14 protein-coding genes are annotated in these 16,237 nt (G+C 71.0%); 7 read left to right on the top strand and 7 right to left on the bottom strand.

Going from position 1 to position 16,237, the window contains the following annotated elements:
- Window positions 1-32: 32 nt before the first annotated feature.
- On the bottom strand, window positions 33-539 hold the full coding sequence (locus OC490_RS04090; protein WP_262056392.1) for a response regulator transcription factor: 507 nt from the start codon (window positions 537-539) through the stop codon (window positions 33-35).
- A 386-nt stretch (window positions 540-925) separates the two neighbouring features.
- Between OC490_RS04090 and OC490_RS04085 the strand changes: the two genes are divergently transcribed.
- Genes OC490_RS04085 through OC490_RS04060 form a run of 6 tightly spaced genes read left to right on the top strand, consistent with a single transcriptional unit; the run spans window position 926 to window position 7,860 of the window.
- Window positions 926-1,522: a hypothetical protein gene (locus OC490_RS04085; RefSeq protein ID WP_262056391.1), complete on the top strand. Its 597-nt coding sequence runs from the start codon at window positions 926-928 to the stop codon at window positions 1,520-1,522.
- Window positions 1,519-2,415 (top strand): homocysteine S-methyltransferase family protein, encoded by an 897-nt coding sequence (locus OC490_RS04080; RefSeq protein ID WP_262056390.1) that lies wholly within the window; start codon window positions 1,519-1,521, stop codon window positions 2,413-2,415. Before OC490_RS04085 ends, OC490_RS04080 begins: the two co-directional genes overlap by 4 nt.
- On the top strand, window positions 2,412-4,259 hold the full coding sequence (locus OC490_RS04075; RefSeq protein WP_262056389.1) for a B12-binding domain-containing radical SAM protein: 1,848 nt from the start codon (window positions 2,412-2,414) through the stop codon (window positions 4,257-4,259). The genes OC490_RS04080 and OC490_RS04075 overlap by 4 nt, the downstream gene beginning before the upstream one ends.
- Window positions 4,256-5,338, top strand: coding sequence for a peptidogalycan biosysnthesis protein (locus tag OC490_RS04070; RefSeq protein ID WP_262056388.1), 1,083 nt, complete (start codon window positions 4,256-4,258; stop codon window positions 5,336-5,338). Before OC490_RS04075 ends, OC490_RS04070 begins: the two co-directional genes overlap by 4 nt.
- A gap of 51 nt (window positions 5,339-5,389) precedes the next feature.
- Window positions 5,390-6,619, top strand: a complete 1,230-nt coding sequence (locus OC490_RS04065) for an ATP-grasp domain-containing protein (RefSeq protein WP_262056387.1) — start codon at window positions 5,390-5,392, stop codon at window positions 6,617-6,619.
- Window positions 6,616-7,860: an MFS transporter gene (locus tag OC490_RS04060; RefSeq protein WP_262056386.1), complete on the top strand. Its 1,245-nt coding sequence runs from the start codon at window positions 6,616-6,618 to the stop codon at window positions 7,858-7,860. Before OC490_RS04065 ends, OC490_RS04060 begins: the two co-directional genes overlap by 4 nt.
- Before the next feature lie 39 nt (window positions 7,861-7,899).
- On the opposite strand, the gene OC490_RS04055 is transcribed toward OC490_RS04060, so the two are convergent.
- The 6 genes from OC490_RS04055 to OC490_RS04025 all read right to left on the bottom strand — a co-directional run bounded on the left by OC490_RS04055 (window position 7,900) and on the right by OC490_RS04025 (window position 14,780).
- Window positions 7,900-8,889, bottom strand: coding sequence for a L,D-transpeptidase (locus tag OC490_RS04055; protein WP_262056385.1), 990 nt, complete (start codon window positions 8,887-8,889; stop codon window positions 7,900-7,902).
- A gap of 139 nt (window positions 8,890-9,028) precedes the next feature.
- Window positions 9,029-10,129, bottom strand: a complete 1,101-nt coding sequence (locus OC490_RS49505; RefSeq protein ID WP_410098529.1) for an MFS transporter — start codon at window positions 10,127-10,129, stop codon at window positions 9,029-9,031.
- Between the two features lie 102 nt (window positions 10,130-10,231).
- Window positions 10,232-10,675 carry a MarR family winged helix-turn-helix transcriptional regulator gene (locus OC490_RS04040; RefSeq protein ID WP_262056384.1) on the bottom strand — a complete coding sequence of 148 codons (444 nt, stop codon included), beginning with the start codon at window positions 10,673-10,675 and terminating at the stop codon, window positions 10,232-10,234.
- Window positions 10,676-10,795: 120 nt separating this feature from the next.
- Window positions 10,796-12,292, bottom strand: coding sequence for a cellulose-binding domain-containing protein (locus tag OC490_RS04035; RefSeq protein WP_262056383.1), 1,497 nt, complete (start codon window positions 12,290-12,292; stop codon window positions 10,796-10,798).
- A 214-nt stretch (window positions 12,293-12,506) separates the two neighbouring features.
- Window positions 12,507-13,826 (bottom strand): radical SAM protein, encoded by a 1,320-nt coding sequence (locus OC490_RS04030; protein WP_262056382.1) that lies wholly within the window; start codon window positions 13,824-13,826, stop codon window positions 12,507-12,509.
- A gap of 294 nt (window positions 13,827-14,120) precedes the next feature.
- Window positions 14,121-14,780, bottom strand: a complete 660-nt coding sequence (locus OC490_RS04025) for a pyridoxamine 5'-phosphate oxidase family protein (protein WP_262056381.1) — start codon at window positions 14,778-14,780, stop codon at window positions 14,121-14,123.
- Window positions 14,781-14,928: 148 nt separating this feature from the next.
- On the opposite strand from OC490_RS04025, the gene OC490_RS04020 reads away from it, so the two are divergent.
- A complete protein-coding gene (locus OC490_RS04020; RefSeq protein ID WP_262056380.1) occupies window positions 14,929-16,173 on the top strand; it encodes an FAD-binding protein in 1,245 nt (414 codons plus the stop codon).
- The last annotated feature ends 64 nt before the right edge of the window (window positions 16,174-16,237 follow it).

Below are 16,237 nucleotides of genomic sequence, written 5' to 3'. Positions count from 1 at the left end.
GTCACAGGGTCTCGGCGCGGGTAAAGGTTCGTTCAAAGTGGCATCAAGCCGAGTGCGATTCGCGTGAGTTCGGCCTTGTTTCCGACGCTGAACTTCGACCGTACTCGCTTGACGTAGGTGTCCACCGTGTGATGGCTGATCCCGATACGCCGGGCCACCTGCCCATGGGTCATTCCCAGCGCGATGAAACGCAGTACCTCCTGCTCCCGCGGTGACAACGCCGCCGCCGGGCGTTCCGTCACGGACTCCGTGGACGAGCGTGCCACCGCCTCGGACACCGACCGCAGCACCTCCTCCGCGGTCGCGTCCGCCCGCACCACCACCACGTCCGGTATCTCGTCCCCGGTGCCGGACCGCGCCCACGTCTCCGGCAGGCCGGCCGCCACGCTCTCCCCGACGACCAGGACATCGATCCGTTCCCCGGCCCCGGGAAGCGCATCGGCCGAGGTGAACACCACTTCGCAGGACGACTGGGCACTCAGCAGGTGCGCCAGGCCCATGAGAACCAACGGCTGTCGCTCACATATCGCAGTTCGCATGTGCTCAACATCCGCCCGCGGCTTCCCGATTCGATCCCGCCGCGTTCCCGTCTCCCCTTCACACGGGCGGGACGGCGTCCCCCGAAACGGTGTCACCGGTTCCTGCGGCATGCTCCCGCACCGCCCTGCGGCAACCATGGAATCCGCCGCACCAAGGGCTGTCGCTCCGTTTGTGAAACGGATATCTCGGGGGTTTTCTCATGGTCGTCGACGTTCGCGAGGTCTCTCGGCTCTATCTTCGCCGCGCCAATCTGGAAGAGAAATGGGTGGGTTCCGATTTCCGGGCGCCGGGCGTTCCGGAACGATTGGTGCGGAAAATAGCGCAGCGTTTTCACGAACAACAGAGCCTCCCCAATGATCCCGACGCCCGCGGCCAGTACCTGCGGATGGCGGAGGAAGCGCGCGCCCAGCTCGCCTGTATGACCGACATGGGGCTGAAGGTGCGCTACTTCCGGAGTTCCGGGCAGCCCTACGGAGCCTCCCGCGAGCTCTGCGCGGCCCTGGACGCCGGTGAGGACCTCTATGTGTTCCCCACGGAGCACGGACACGGGCCGGAGGGCTACGAGGATCCCGACAACCCCCTCCTGTCGCAGTCGGGCACCGAGATCGACGGCACCCCGGCCCTCCGCAACGACGTACTGCGTGCCACCCACGACTATTTCGGGCACTACCTCATGCGCGCCCCCTTCAATCTCCGCGGTGAACTCTCCGTGGCCCACGCGCATCTGCGCATGTTCTCCCCCGACATACACAGAGCGGTGCTGAACGAGTTCGTGGGGCAGATCGCCTGGTTCTACTACGGCCCGCACATCGTCAGGCCCGACGGCTCGGTCCCGAGCCGCGGCGACGACGACTGGATCCCCCCTCAGGAGCGCCCGTTCGCCGACCAGAAGATAAATCTGATGCCCGCCGAATGGGTCGACGAGTTCCTGGCGTGGGGCGGCGAGGAGACGACCCCGCGGAGTCTCGGGGAGATCGCGTGAGCCCCCTCCCCAGGATCCTCGACGGCGGTACGGCCACCGGCCTCCAGGCGGCCGGCATCCCCATGCTCGCGCCGTGGCTCACCAGCGCGCCGCTGCGCGACCGGGCCGGGACGGACGCGCTGGTGAAGGTCCACGCGGAGTTCCTGGAGAGCGGCAGCGACCTCGTCACCGCCAACACCTTCCGCACCAACACCCGGGCCCTGTCCCGCATGGGCGTGCCCGACAGCGAACAGGCCGGCTACGTGCGCCGGGCCGTGACATGTGCCGTACGGGCCCGTCGGGTCGCCGGAACACCGCACGCCCTGGTGGCCGCCTCCGTCGCACCCGTCGAGGACTGCTACACCCCGGCGCTCACCCCGGACGACGGCTCCCTCGCCCGCGAGCACGGCTGGATGGCCGGCGTACTCGCGGACTCCGGGGCCGATCTCGTTCTCGTGGAGACGCAGTGCACGCGCCGCGAGGCCGTGATCGCGGTCGAGGCCGCGGTCCGGCGCGGGCTGCGGACCTGGGTGAGCTTCGTCGTCACGGACGGGGCCGCCCTCCCCGACGGTGACGCGCTCCGCGAGGCCGCGCTGGCCTGCGTCGACGCCGGAGCGAGTGCGGTGGCGGCCAACTGCCTGCCCCGCACGGCCGTCCCGCGCGCGCTGGAACGGCTCGACGGCCTCGGCGTGCCCGTCGGCGTCTATCCCAACCTGGAGGACCGGACGGCGCTCGACCGGTGGGAGCACAGCGAGCGCACCCTCCCGCCGGCCCTGTCGCCCCCGGAGTTCGCCGACCTGGCGTACGGCTGGGCCGAGGAGTTCGGTCTTGGCTTCGTCGGCGGCTGTTGCGGAACGGCGCCCGCGCACATCAGTGCCCTGGCGGACAAGTGGAAGGAAGAGGCGGCGGCGTGACGAGCATTCAGGTACGAGCCACTTTCGGGCCCGCCCTTCTGCACATCGGCGGCCACGGCACCGACACCGCGACGCGGGAGAACCCCGTACTGCGCGCCCGGCGCCACCGGCTGCGGACCGAGGTGCGCGACGCCGGATTCGAGGCCGCCGGGGCGGTGCGCGCGTTCGGGGTGCTCGGAATTCTCGCGCCGGTGATCACCGACGAGGAGAACGACGTCGCGTATCCGGGCGATCCCATGGCCCTTTATTCGGCGCTGAGTTACCCCATGGCACGGGCGACGGCCTCGTTCGCCGATCCCTTCGGCCCGGCCGACGTGTACAACGACCTGTGCCCGCTGTGGCCCCGTCTCCCGGGCAAGAAGGAGCGGCCGGACGTGTCCCGCCGCCACGAGACCGAGGTGCGGACGACCGACGACACCGTCTTCGACCCCCGGACCTGGACCCCCCGCACCCGCGCCGACCTCGTCAGCCTGCTGCGGCGGCGCCGCCCCTCCGTCGTCCTGATCAGCGCCGTCTCCCCCGCACACCGCTACGCCCTGGAGATCGCCGCCCTGGTCAAGGCGGAATGTCCCGACTCCCTTGTGGTGATGGGCGGACGGCACGCGGACGAGACGGTGCGCCGGCAGGAACCGGCCGAGGTGTATCTCGCGCCCAGTTCCACCGCCACCGGCGCGCGGCGGCCCGACCCGGCCCCGGTGGACGTCGTCGTGAGCGGCGACGGCGGCCCGCTGCTCGACCTCACCCTGCGGGCCGTCGCCCGTTCCATGGACCTGGCGACCCGCACGACCACCGCACAGCAGGTCGTCACCGAGCTGGAGCGGATGGCCGCCGAGGGAGGACAGGAGTACGGGCGGGGCAGCATCCTCGTCCACGGCACCGCCGGCTGGACCGCCTTCCGGGTGGAGGGCCCGCCCGTCCCGACGGAACAGGAGCCGTCTCCGTACGCTCCGTTCCTGATCCGCTCCCGGTTCCCGATCTTCACCCGCGACGACGGTACGACGTCCCGGTGCGCCCACGTCCTCGTCTCGGGCACCTGTCCGATGCGGTGCACCTTCTGCTCGGAATCCGCGCTGCTCGGCCAGGTCAGGCGGTCGGCGCCCGGCGATGCCGAGCGCATGGTGGAACGGCTGAGGGAGTACGTCGAATACGGTGCCGAGGCCGCCTTCTTCGACGACTCGATCTTCTGGTCCGGCTCCTGGCCGCGCATCAAGGAGTTCTGTACCGCGCTGGCCGAGGCCAGGCAGATCGACCGCGGCCTGACCGTGCTGCAGTGGGGGGCCCAGCTCACCGTCGACGTGCTCACCGGCCCGAAGTCCGAGATCGTACGAGCCGGCCTGGCCCGGATGCGCGAAGCGGGCTGCACCTACGTCTACCTGGGCATCGAGAGCATGTCCGAGCAGGTGATGCGGCACGTCCACAAGAACGTGCGGCGGGGCACCCCGTGGAAGGAACGCGTGCGCCTGGCGCTCGGGCTGTTGCGCGAGGCCGGGATCCGCGTCGGCAGCTCGGTCCTCTTCGGGCTGGACGGCGAGGACGAGAACAGCATCGCCGAGACCATCGAGGAGGTGGGCCGGCTCATCGACGACGGCTACCTCATGCTCGCCAGCCCCAACATCCTGACGTACCACCCGGGCACGGAGATCACCCGCCGGCACGGTATGGACGACCGCCTGGACTACGGTTCCCAAGGTGTCGAGGTCCCCCCGCCGTACTCCTTCTTCGAAGAGGCCTATCCCGGTGTCGTCTCCCGTCTGCTGACGGAGGACAACATCTGGCGGATCCACCGGGAGACGCGGGTGCGGTGGGGTCACGTGCGCAACGGAGTGGAAGCGGTGGCGATGTGACGGTCACTCAGTACGCGGCGGCGGACGGTCTGCCCGCCGGCTACTGGAACGCCGATCCGGCGGACCCCCGGGCCTCGCGCGCCTGGCTCACCGCGAACCGGTGGCCCGAGGACGGTGTGCGTTTCCTGGAGGTCCCCGGAGCCGGAGCCGCCTGCGCGGTGCGCGTCCAGGACGACCACTCCGGCTTCTCCCGGATGAACTGCACCGATGTGTCCGCCGGTACGGGCCGCGCCGTGGACCAGCCCGAGGCGGACATCAAGGAGGCCAGGGCCGAGGGGGTGCGCCAGTTGAACGTGTGCGCCCTCGGATACGGGCCGTCCGTCTTCCCCGCGGGCGGCGCCGAGTTCGACGCGGACGCCCTGGTGACCGCCCTTGAGGCGTACGCGGGCGCCCAGGGGCGGCTGCTCAGCTTCCTGCATCTCGACGAGGACAGCCCCGTACTGCCGCGGCTGCGGGAGCGCGGCTGGAGCGTGGGCGTCACCGACCGCTATTTCCGGATCCCGGACGTCGGAGCGGACGAGGACGCCTACCTCGCGGGCTTCTCCGCGCACCGGCGACGCAGGCTGCGGCGGGAGTCGGCGTCGCTGGCGGAGGCCGGTGCGACCGCCGAGATCCACCAGGGCGACCCGACCGAGGAGATCCAGCGGGAGGTCGCGCGGCTGGAGGCGTGCTCGGACGAGAAGCACGGTCTCCCGGGTGATCCGGCGCGGCTGCTGCGCGTGAACGAGCGCCTCCGGGAGGCGTTCGGCGCCCGCTACTGCGTGATCCTCGTGCGGGACCACCGCGGAACGGCCGTGGCCAGTTCGACCGTGGTGCTGGGCGCCCGCGAAGTGCTGCCGCGCATGGTCGGGCTCGGCCCCGGAAGCGCGGAGATCGGCGCGTATTTCCACGTCGCCTACCATCTGCCCATGCGGCTGGCCCGCGGCCACGGAGCCCGCGGTGTGCTGCTCAGCACCGGAACCCCAACTCCCAAGCTGCACAGGGGTGCTGTGGCACAGCCGCTGCTGAGTGCCGTACCGCCCGGCGCTCCCGCCCACCGTGCGCTGCTGCGCCGTACGGACACGGCCCTGGCCGTCTGACGAGCCCGCACCACTCATGCCCCCGAACCACTCATGAAGGAAGAGATCGCCTTGAACGCACGTCCCACCGTCCTGGTCATCGGCATCGGACCACTGCGTGAACGCTTCTTCGCGGTGGCCGAGCGCAGGGGTGTCGACACGGTCCTCGTGGACGAGACCGCCTACTCCCGGTACGACCGGCTGGCCACCGAGAACCACGCCTGGCAACTGACCGACCACCAGGACCCGGGGCCGGACCTGGACCGCCTCAAGGAGTTCGAGGGCAAGGTCGACGGCGTCCTCGCCTTCAACGACTGGGGCACCCGGATCGCGGCCCGCCTCGCGAAGGAGTGGGGGCTGCCCGGCGCCGGACCGGCGGTGGCGGAGGAGCTCACCCACAAGGCCGATGTGCGGGGCCGACTGGCCGGTACCGGCGCCGAGTTGCCGTTCGTGCTCACCGCGGACCCCGCCGAGGCCGAGGAACTGCTGCGTTCGGCTCCGTCCGGCGAGGTCATCGTCAAGCCCGTCGACGGCGCGGCCAGTCTCGGGATCCGGCGGGTGGCCGACCCCGCCGGACTGCCTGCCGCGCTGTCGGCCGTGATGTCCACCACCGGTCAACCGCGGGCGTTGGTCGAGCACTTCGTGCCGGGGCCGGAACTCTCCCTCGAAGCCGTGGTGTCGGCGGGGCGCACGCTGTTCGTCGGCGTCACCGAGAAGACCTGCACCGCGCCGCCGTCCTTCGTCGAGACGCGGCACGTGATCGACCCCGCGACACAGCGCGAACTGGGCCCGTCGGCCCGGGACTTCGTCGACAGCGTGGCGACCGCGCTGGACATCGACAACGCCGTGCTCCACCTGGAGGCCAAGCGCGACGGCGACCGGTGGCATCTGATCGAGATCGCCTTCCGGCCGGCCGGCGGCCTGATCAGCGACGTGCTGCTGCGAGCCACCGGACTCGACCTGTACGACGCCGCGCTCTCCGTCGCGCTCGGCGAGGCCCACCCCGTGCGGACGCGGCCCGGCACCTCCCCGCAGGTGGCGGCGGTCGAGTTCGTGGCCGGTACCGGAACCGTCGCGGACGCCCCCACGATGGCCGGGGTGCGTGCGGGGCTGCCGCTCGTCACGCACGCGGAGCGCCTGCTGTCGCCCGGCACGACCCTCACCGGGGTGGACGCCAACTGGTGGCGGGCCGGCTACGTCCTGGGCAGTGGACCGGACCGCGGCGAGACCCTGGCGCAGCTGGCCGAGGCGAACTCCCGGCTGCTCGCGCTTCTGGGGCTGACCAAACTTCCCGACGCATGAGCCGTACGGACGGGCCGCTGCCCCGGCTGTTCGTGTCGGCGATGATCGTGGACGCGGTCGGCTCGGGGATGTTCATGCCCTTCGCGCTGCTGTACTTCGTCCGGGTGCAGCACCTCGGCGTCGCGTCCGTCGGCATCACGCTCACCGTGGTGAACCTGGCCCTGATCGGGTCGAGCGCGGCCCTGGGGCGCCTCGTGCAGTCGGTGGGTCATCTGCGCTCGCTCGTCCTGGGCAACGCCGTACGCACCGTGCTGTTCGCCGTCTACGCGGTGACGCTGCCCGCCCCGCTGGCCGTCGGCGCGCTGGCCCTGTCCGCCGTACTCGACAAGGCGGTGTGGGTGTCGCTCGGCGCCACGATCGCCCGCCTGGCCCGCGGGTCCGCGTCCCGACGCGCGTTCGGCACCGTGGGCTGGGCCCGGAACGTCGGCCTGTGCCTGGGGTCCCTCGTCGGCGGTGTGCTGGCCTCGGCGCACAGCACGGGCGGCCTGCGGGTGATCGCGCTGGTCAACGCGGCGAGCTTCGCCGTCACCACCGCCGTACTGGTGCGGCTGCGAGGGCGGACGGGGGCGGAAGCCGACGCGCCCGCGCGGACGCCTGCCGACGTCGCCGCTGCCACCGCGGCTGCCGGAGCCCGGCAGGTGCTGCGCCTGCCGGGCTTCGCGCTGCTGACCGCCGCCAAGACGTGCTTCGCGATATGCGCCACGGTGGTGTCGACGTTCATCGGTCTCTACCTGGTCGACGACGCCCGGCTGTACGGCTGGACGGCCGGCGCCGTGCTGGCCGTGAACGGCGCGCTCGTGGTGCTGTTCCAGCAGTCGTTGGTGAAACGCACCTCGGACCGCGGCGCTCCCCGGATGATGTCCCTGGGCGGCGCGCTGTACGCGGCCTCCGGGTTGGGGTTCGCGCTGGTCTCCCCCCTGCGGGACACGCTGCTTCCGGCGTTCGCCGTCTGCCTGGCGCTCGTCTCGATGACCGTGTACACGCTCGGCGAGATCGTGATCGCACCGACCAGCGACGGATACGCGGCGGAACTCGCGGCGCCGGGCATGGAGGCCTCCTGCATGGCGGTGTACCAGACGTCCTGGTCCATCGCCTCCGTGGTCGTCCCGGTCGCGGGAGCCTGGCTGCTCCTCACCTCGGCGTCCGCCCTCTGGATCACCTTCACGGTCGTGGCTCTCCTGGGCGCGGTCCTCAGCGCGATGCTCGACCGTACGCACGCGGAGCGGCCCGTCCCGGCCTGATGGCGGGGGTCCTTGAGTCGACCCCCGCGGCCGCCGGCGTCACAGCGTCGCCGTGGTCCCCTCGCCCGAGCCGCTGCCCGCGAGCCACTGGCTCCAGTCCAGGTTGAAGTCGGCGTAGCCGTTGTCCGCCGGGGCCTTGCCCCGGGGGGAGCCGGTGATGGTGACGGGGTCGCCCTGCTTGACCTGGCCGTAGAACCACTCGGCGTCCGAGAGGGAGAGGTGGACGCAGCCGTGCGAACCGCGCGCGCTGCCGCTGCCCGGGTTCGGGTCGCCGGTCGAGTAGTGCACGTAGGTGCCGGACTGGGTGAGGTGGATGTCCCAGGGCAGCGTCAGGTCGTAGAAGTTGGGGCTGCCCTTGTCGCAGCTGATGCCGACGCTGCAGGAGGTCATGTGGACCTTCTTCTGCTTGTCGATGACGGCCATCGTGCCGTCCCACGTCGGGTACTCGGCGCTGCCCGCGTTGATCGACAGGGTGCGTACGGTCGCGCCGTTCTTGGTCACCTTCATGGTGTGGTTGGTGACCGAGACGTCGGCGCGCACATCGTCGCCGATCTTGAAGGTGTGGGTGTAGTTGTGCACGCCGTAGCGGCCGTTGCCGTTGCTGACGCCCGTCATGTCGGCGTCGATCTTCACCGTCGTGCCGGAGGGCCAGTACGTCTTCGGGCGCCAGTCGGCGCGCTGGTTGCCCATCCAGTGCCAGGCGCCGACCACCGGCTGCGAGGCGCTCACCTTCATGTGCTTCTCGACCGTGGCGTGTACCTTGGCCGCCACCGGGTTGGTGAAGATCACCGAGATCGGCATGGCCACGCCGACCGTGGTTCCCGTCTGCGGGGTGATCGTGTCCAGCAGCATCGGCGGGCCCGCGGGCTTCGTCGGCGACGGCGAGGCACTCGCGCTGGGCTTGTCCGACGACGCCTTCGCGTCGTCCCCGCTCGCCTTGGCGCTGCCACTCCCACCGCAGGCACTCGCGCCCACCAGCAGCACACCCGTGACCAGTGCGATACCTATGCTGCCCTTGCGCCGTCCCACGACGTGCCCCACTCTCTCGTTGCTGCGGCCCTGAAGGGCCCGACTCCATGTCAGACGGTTACCCCGGGGGCGGCAGTTTCGTCTGCCACGTAAAACGTGTCCCAAGATTCGCTGTGTATGCGGATTCGCCGTACCGGAGTCAGCGTTCGAAGGCGCCGGTCAGACGGGCGCGGCCGAGGACGGGCGCGGGGACGGCGGCCAGGAGGGCGCGGGGGCGCACCCGGTCCACCGGCGTGCCGTCCAGGGAAGCCGGGAGGGCGAACAGCTGGAAGACGTAACGGTGCGGTCCGTGCCCCTTGATGGGTGCGGGGCCGTGGTAGCCGCGTCCGACCGTGGAACGCAGTACTCGTACCCCGGGGCCGGGGTGCCGCGCGGACAGGGCGCCGGACTCCAGGTGTCCGGCCGCCGGATCGATCAGGGCCAGGCAGTGCACGGCGGGCCTGGCCAGGGGGACGTCGATGTCCTCCACGACCAGGAGGAGTTGGGCGGTGCCGGGCGGCGGCGGGGTCCAGGCCAGGTGCGGGGACTCGGCCAGCGGGTTGGTCCAGCCCATGGTGTGGCCGCCGTAGGGCTGGAGGCCGATGGTGACGGCGATCAGGGTGGCGCTGAGGCCCACTCCGAAGGTGATGTTGCCCCACCAGTCGACACGGCCGCCGTCGCGTCGGGCGGTCTCGCGGAGGGTGCGGTAGGCCCACACCGTGAAGAACACGCCGATGGGGACGTTCACCCAGAACACCGCCCGCCAGTCCCAGGCCGACAGCAGACCGCCGGCGACGAGGCCGATGAACATCCCGCCCAGGGCGGCGACCTGGTTGATGCCCAGGGCGAAGCCGCGCTGTTCCTCGGGGAAGGCGTCGGTCAGGATCGCGGCCGAGTTCGCGGTCAGCATCGAGCCGCCGACGGCCTGGAGCACGCGCCAGGCGATCAGCCACATCGCTCCGTGGCCGCCGTCGAAGGGGTCGAAGGAGAGCAGGACCGAGGCGAAGGTGAAGACGGCGAACCCGGAGTTGTAGATCCGGACCCGGCCGTACATGTCGCCCAGGCGGCCGACCGTGACCACCAGGACGGCCTGGACCAGCCGGTAGCCCATGATCATCCACAGCAGATACGCGATGTTGCCGGGGGCGAGCGGGTCCAGGTGCACACCGCGGAAGATGGCCGGCAGGGCGATGAGCACGATGGAGCCGTCGAGCGCGGACATGAAGACCGCGGCGGTGGTGTTCGTCAGCGCGCGGTCCACTTGTAGCGGTCCTCGCCGGCCGGACGGCGCGGGGTGCGCGTCCTGAGGGGTTTCGTCATTCGCTTGCTTCCTCCGCAGCCGTCGGCGGCAGCCGTGCCGGCGTCAGATCTTCTGGGCCAGCCGCTCCAACAGCGGTGCGGCTGCGGCGAGTTGCCCCAGCTCCGTCGGGGTGAACGTGCCGCCGGTCAGGGCCTTGCCGAGGAGTTCGGCCCGCTCGTTGCGCTTGTTCCGCAGCGCCTGCCGGCCCGCGTCGGTCACCGTCAGCACCACGCGCCGCCCGTCGTCCGGGTCCGGGCGGCGCTCGACCAGGCCCCGGGTCCGCAGCGTGCCGAGCGTCGCTCCCATGGCCTGCGCGGTGATCTGCGCGTCCCGGGCCAGCGCCGAGGAGGTGGTGGGGCCGGTACGGTCCAGCTGCGCCAGGGCGGCACGCTCGGGCATCGTGAGCCCACCCTCGACCGGCACTTGGCGCACCCGCCGCAGCAGCACGCCGATACTCGCCAGCAGGGCCGAGGCGACGGCCTCGGGGTCCAGGTCTTCATCACTCATACACTAAGGCTAGTTTATAAAGCTGCCTTAGTAAATTGCCGTGCGGTGGCGGCCGGAGCGGGAAGGCAGAAGTCGACCGTCACCACGAAAGGACGTCACTGCTCTGACCCGACGTCAGAACTAGTCGCAAGCAGCCCCGTTGAGCGTGAAGCCGGACGGTGCGGAGTTCTTGCTGTTGTTCCAGGTCCCGAGGAAGCCGAAGGTGAGGCTGCCGTCCGCGACGACGTTCTTGTTGTAGTCGGCGGCGGTGGCGGTGACCCTGGAGCCGTCCTGGGCGACGCTCGCGTCCCACATCTGCGTGACCTGCTGACCGTCGCGGTAGGACCAGGCGACCCGCCAGTTGTCGAGGGCCTTGGTGGTGGTGACGGTGACCGTGGCCTGGAAACCGTCGTTCCACTGGCCGACCAGGTCGTAGGTGACGTCGCAGCTCGCCGCGGCGGGCGGCTGCGCCGGCGCGCCGGTGGTCGGCGCGGGTGCGTCGCTCGCGGTGGCCGAGGCGGTGCCCTGGGGTTCCGTGTCGGGGTTCTTGTTGCTGGGCGCGGCGGTCGCCTTGCTGTCGCTCGCCGTCGGCCGGCCGGACTGGGACGGCGTGGTCGACGGATGCGTGCCGACGGAGGCGACGGTGGAGCCGGGGTCGATCACCGGCCGGCTGTCGGCGTCGTCGCTGGCCGTGTTCTCGCGCCCGGAGCCGCCCATCGGCATCATCGACACCCCGAGCGCCACGAACGAGAGGAGGACGGCGGCGACGAGCAGTCCGTTGCGGACGAGACGCGCCTTGCTCGCGCCCTCCTTCGATTCCCCCGCCTCCAGCTCGGCCACGGGACGCCCGGCACCGAGCCGTACCTCGGCGGCCCGACGGCGGCGCTCCAGGTACGCGAGCCCGCCCCAGCCGATCACCCCGCCGGCGAGGGCCGACGGCAGTCCGCCGCCCTGCAGTCGCAGACAGGCGGCGGCCTCCGCGCACTGCACACAGGTGGCCAGGTGGCGCGAGAGGTCCTCGGGTGTGTCGGCGGACGGCGACCGGGTGACCGCGTCCAGCAACCGGGCGTAGCTGCGGCACTCCGCGGCCATCGGTGTGTCGAGGTGGCTGCGGTGACAGCGGTCCCTGAACAGGCCGCGCACCTGGGCGAGTTCACCGGAGACGATCGCCGGGTCGAGGCCGAGGCGGCGGGCCACGACGGTCAGCGGCAGCGCCTCGACCTCGGCCAGCCACAGCAGTGCCGCGTCCGCCTCCTGCAGATCCCGCAGACCGCGCAGGGCGATCGGGCGCTGCAACGGCATGCCGTGGTAGCGGGCCGCCTTCTCCGAGTTGAGCCACAGCCGAAGGTCCGGGTCGAGCCGGTGCCCCTGCCCGGCGAACTCCCACGCCGCCGCCGTGGTCCGTACGGCGGTCAGCAGCAGCGGTATCACCGGCAGCACGCGACGGGCCGGACCGCGCATCGGCCCGGACCCGGCGGACCGGGCCTCCTGTATGCCGAGTGCGAAGGCCTCGCCGGCCAGCTCGGTGGCCGAGGCTGCGCCGGACGTGCACAGGTCGGCGTAGGACAGCACGGCGTCCCAGCACTCGGTGAACAGTGCGGCCTCAGCGGCGTCCTGGGGAGTCGGCAGGTCGGGCATGGGTCTCCTGCATCCACGAATGACGGCCAACTAGCTCTGACATTAAGCGAGTTGGAGGGGGGCTGCCTCGTGACAGGGCCAGAGCCTTTCACGCGTCCCACACAACTGACAAGCCGGGTATTCAATTGCGGTAACCGTCAGTCGCCTCTGTGCAGTTGTACGTGTCCGAGCCTCTCCCGTCTCACCTGTACCAGGAGTTGTCCACACCGTTACCTTACAAAGCCGCGGGCTCCTCGGCGGGGAGGCTGTCCATGAAGGAGCTGACGGAGAAGACCGCGCGGCCGGGGCCGGGTTCGCCGTATCCGGGCGGGGACTTGAGCCCGAAGTCCTCCATCGTGGAGCGGTAGGCCTCAAGCAGCCGGATGTGGTACTCCAGCGGCGCGCCCTGCGGGTTGGCCTTGCCGAGCGGGGTGGTCGGTTCGGGGCACCAGGTGGTGAACCGGGGCGTGATGCCGTGCGACATGAAGAAGCGCAGGCCCTCGGTGGTGGAGGCGATCGCCTCGTCGACGGTCGTGAAGCCGAACGGCTCCGCCATCTCCACGCCGGCCACGAAGTTGGGGATCACGTTGCGCGCGCCGAAGATCTCGGCCGAGTCCAGGATGCGCTTGTGCCACTCGGCGCGGCCGACGTAGCGCTCCTTGCCCGGGCAGTGCAGCTTGAACAGATACTCGTCCCACACCTCGTAGTTGGGGTGGTAGATCTGCACGCCGTAGTCCTTGAAGCGCTGTACGTCGTCCTTCGGCAGCGCCTGCGCCACGACCTTGCCGATCCAGCGGCCCGGGAAGCGCTCCTCGATGGCCTTGGCGTAGTGGCCGTAGAAGTCGGCCTCGTCGCGCCCGGCGACCGTCTTGGTGATCGCGCCGCCGGTGAGGGTGTATGCGGTCGACACCTTCGCGGTGTCGTAGCGGTCGATGATCTCCAGGGCTTCGAGGACCTCCTCGACGTCCTTGACTCCTGTGTACGGTCGACCGGCGGCCTTGTGCTGGCGCCAGTTGTGGTTGATGTCGCAGTACTGGCACTCCTCCTTGGCGCCGAAGTACTGGCAGACGCGGAAGACGGTCAGGTAGATCAGGTAGCCCCACTGGATCGTCGGGGCCACCTCCATGACGGACTTCCCGTTGGCGAGCTTGTGCCGGTAGTACTCCGGCATCGGCGGCACACCGACGTCCGCGATCCGCTTGCCGTCGAGGTAGAGCCCGAGGACTCCGTCGTCGTCGGAGGCCACCCGGTACGGCGACGTCGGGTTCACCCGCACGGAGACGACGGTCCGCCTCAGGTCGTAGGGGCCACCGGTCAGGATGATCTCCTCCGGCGGGCGGCGCAGCGCGGCCTCGCCCAGCTCCGGCAGGGTGCCGTGGTCGAAGGAGAAGATGAAGTACGACTTCGGCTTGACCTCGCCGTCCTCGTTGTCGCTCAGCGCGGACGGGTCGAAGGCGACACCTCCGCGCAGCAGGTCCTCCTTGAAGACGGCTTCCCGCGGCACATGCGGAAAGCGCTCCATCAGATCCTCGACCAGTGCGGTGCGGCTGCCCATCCCGTATCTCCTCCCGGCGCGTGCGCCCTGCTCGGACGTACGACTCCTCACGGTATGCCCCCGGCGGTCGCGCGGTGGGAGCGGGGGGCGCGGTGTGGTGCGGGTCGGTCGGTCGGGGCGGGCCGGGGTGGGGGCTCGGGTTGTTTGCGGGGTGCGGGTGCGTTGTGGCCGGGTGCGCCCCGTGGCGGAGCCGCAAATGTCACGGCCCCGCGCCCCTGAGCGCATGGGGGTGGGCGGGATCGGGGCAAGTCGGGCCGCCAGGCGCCACGGGGCGGGGTGGAGATCACTGCCGGGTCAGCCTTGCCCGGCTCCCCCGCGGCGCGCGATGTGCTCCGGCACCGGGATACCCGCCTGCAGTACGGGGTCCGGTACGGGCGCGCCCCAGGTCGAGGTCAGCGGCAGCGTCCCGGCCCAGAGGCCCAGCTCCGCGTCGGGCCCGTCCCCGTCGTCGGGCCCACCGGTACGGATCTTGACGGAGGCCTCCTCCAGCGAGAGGACGAGCAGCGTGGTGGCGGCGAGTTCCTTGCGGTTCGGCTGCCTGGCGTACGACCACTGCCCCGGCGTCGCCTGTTCGGTGAGGCGGCGCAGGCCGGCCAGCTTCTCGTCCGGGTCGGTGACCTTGCGGGGCACCCCGTGGATCATCGCGCTGCGGTAGTTCACCCCGTGCTCGAAGACGGACCTGGCCAGCACCAGCCCGTCGACATGCGTGACGGTGACGCACACGGGCTCTCCGCCCGCGAGGCTACGACTCGCGACGGACCCGTGCAGATACAGCCGCCGCCCGTCCCTCCCGTACACCGTGGGTACGACAACCGGCCGCCCCTCGATCACGACTCCGAGATGGCAGACGAAGCCGGCGTCCAGGATCGCGTCCAGGTCGGCGCGGTCGAGGCTGCCCTGTTCGCGGAGCCGGCGGTGGCGGGTGAGGTCGGTGTCGGGCAGGCGCTCGCTCATATCGCCGGAGACTACCGATACCGCAGGCAAACGGCGATAGATTTGGGCATCAGGCGGTTTTTATCAACCTAAGACGACGAAATCCGCACTCTTCACCGACAGGTGAGAGGGTCGGGGAGAAACGCACGCTCCCGGAGGGACGGCAGGCATGACGGAGACGGTCACCAATTGGGCCGGCAACATCACCTACGCGGCGAAGGAACTCCACCGCCCGCGCACACTCGACGCGCTCCGGACCCTCGTGGCCGAGAGCGCACGGGTGCGGGTGCTGGGCAGCGGCCACTCCTTCAACGAGATCGCCGAGCCGGGCCCGGACGGCACCCTGCTGTCGATCGCCGCACTGCCGGCCGAGTTCGACGTGGACAAGACGGCCCGTACGGTACGGGTGTCGGGCGGTGTCCGGTACGCGGAGCTGGCCCGCCGGGTGGCCGCACACGGGCTCGCGCTGCCCAACATGGCGTCCCTGCCGCACATTTCGGTGGCCGGTTCGGTGGCGACCGGGACCCATGGCTCGGGCGTGGGCAACGGCTCGCTGGCGGCGGCCGTCCGCGAGGTCGAGATCGTGACGGCGGACGGCTCCACAGTGACGATCGCACGCGGCGACGACCGCTTCGACGGTGCCGTGACCTCGCTCGGCGCGCTCGGTGTCGTCACCTCCCTCACTCTCGACCTGGAGCCGGCCTTCGAGGTCGAGCAGCATGTCTTCACCGAACTCCCGCTCGCCGGGCTGGACTTCGAGACGGTGGCCGCCTCGGCGTACAGCGTGAGTCTGTTCACCGACTGGCGGGAGCCGGGCTTCGGGCAGGTGTGGCTGAAGCGGCGCACCGACCAGGCGCCGGTCGACTTCCCGTGGGCCGCGCCCGCGACCGAGGCGCTGCACCCGGTACCGGGGATGCCCGCGGTGAACACCACCGAGCAGCTCGGGGTGCCGGGGCCCTGGCACGAGCGGCTGCCGCACTTCCGGGCGGAGTTCACCCCGAGCAGCGGGGCGGAGCTGCAGTCGGAGTACCTGCTGCCGCGGTCGGCCGCACTCGACGCACTGTATGCGGTCGACGGGATCCGGGAGACGGTCGCCGGTGTACTGCAGACCTGCGAGGTGCGGACGGTCGCCGCCGACGCGCAGTGGCTGAGCCCCTCGTACGGACGGGACACCGTGGCGCTGCACTTCACCTGGATCGAGGACACGGCGACGGTACTGCCGGTGGTACGGCGGCTGGAGGAGGCGTTGGACGGCTTCGACGCGCGACCGCACTGGGGGAAGGTGTTCACCACCCCGGCGGAGGTGCTGCGCGGGCGCTATCCGCGGCTCGGCGACTTCGCGGCGCTGGCGCGGGACCTCGACCCGCAGGGCACGTTCGCGAACGCATTCGTCCGGGACGTCATCGGTGAATGACTCGGTCCACGACTCGGCGGGCGGCCCGGCGGAGGACCGGGCCGACGACCGGGTGGGCGACTTT

Source organism: Streptomyces sp. STR69, assembly GCF_024519455.1.
Classification (GTDB): domain Bacteria; phylum Actinomycetota; class Actinomycetes; order Streptomycetales; family Streptomycetaceae; genus Streptomyces.
Note: the sequence above shows the minus strand (reverse complement) of the source record. Positions and strands in the feature narration are given on the sequence as shown.

Bases quoted from the DNA above. Each gene is read 5' to 3' on its own strand.
- OC490_RS04040 (WP_262056384.1), bottom strand. From the start codon at position 10,675: ATGAGTGATGAAGACCTGGACCCCGAGGCCGTCGCCTCGGCCCTGCTG.
- OC490_RS04020 (WP_262056380.1), top strand. From the start codon at position 14,929: ATGACGGAGACGGTCACCAATTGGGCCGGCAACATCACCTACGCGGCG.
- OC490_RS04025 (WP_262056381.1), bottom strand. From the start codon at position 14,780: ATGAGCGAGCGCCTGCCCGACACCGACCTCACCCGCCACCGCCGGCTC.
- OC490_RS04035 (WP_262056383.1), bottom strand. From the start codon at position 12,292: ATGCCCGACCTGCCGACTCCCCAGGACGCCGCTGAGGCCGCACTGTTC.
- OC490_RS04085 (WP_262056391.1), top strand. From the start codon at position 926: ATGGCGGAGGAAGCGCGCGCCCAGCTCGCCTGTATGACCGACATGGGG.
- OC490_RS04030 (WP_262056382.1), bottom strand. From the start codon at position 13,826: ATGGGCAGCCGCACCGCACTGGTCGAGGATCTGATGGAGCGCTTTCCG.
- OC490_RS04090 (WP_262056392.1), bottom strand. From the start codon at position 539: ATGCGAACTGCGATATGTGAGCGACAGCCGTTGGTTCTCATGGGCCTG.
- OC490_RS04060 (WP_262056386.1), top strand. From the start codon at position 6,616: ATGAGCCGTACGGACGGGCCGCTGCCCCGGCTGTTCGTGTCGGCGATG.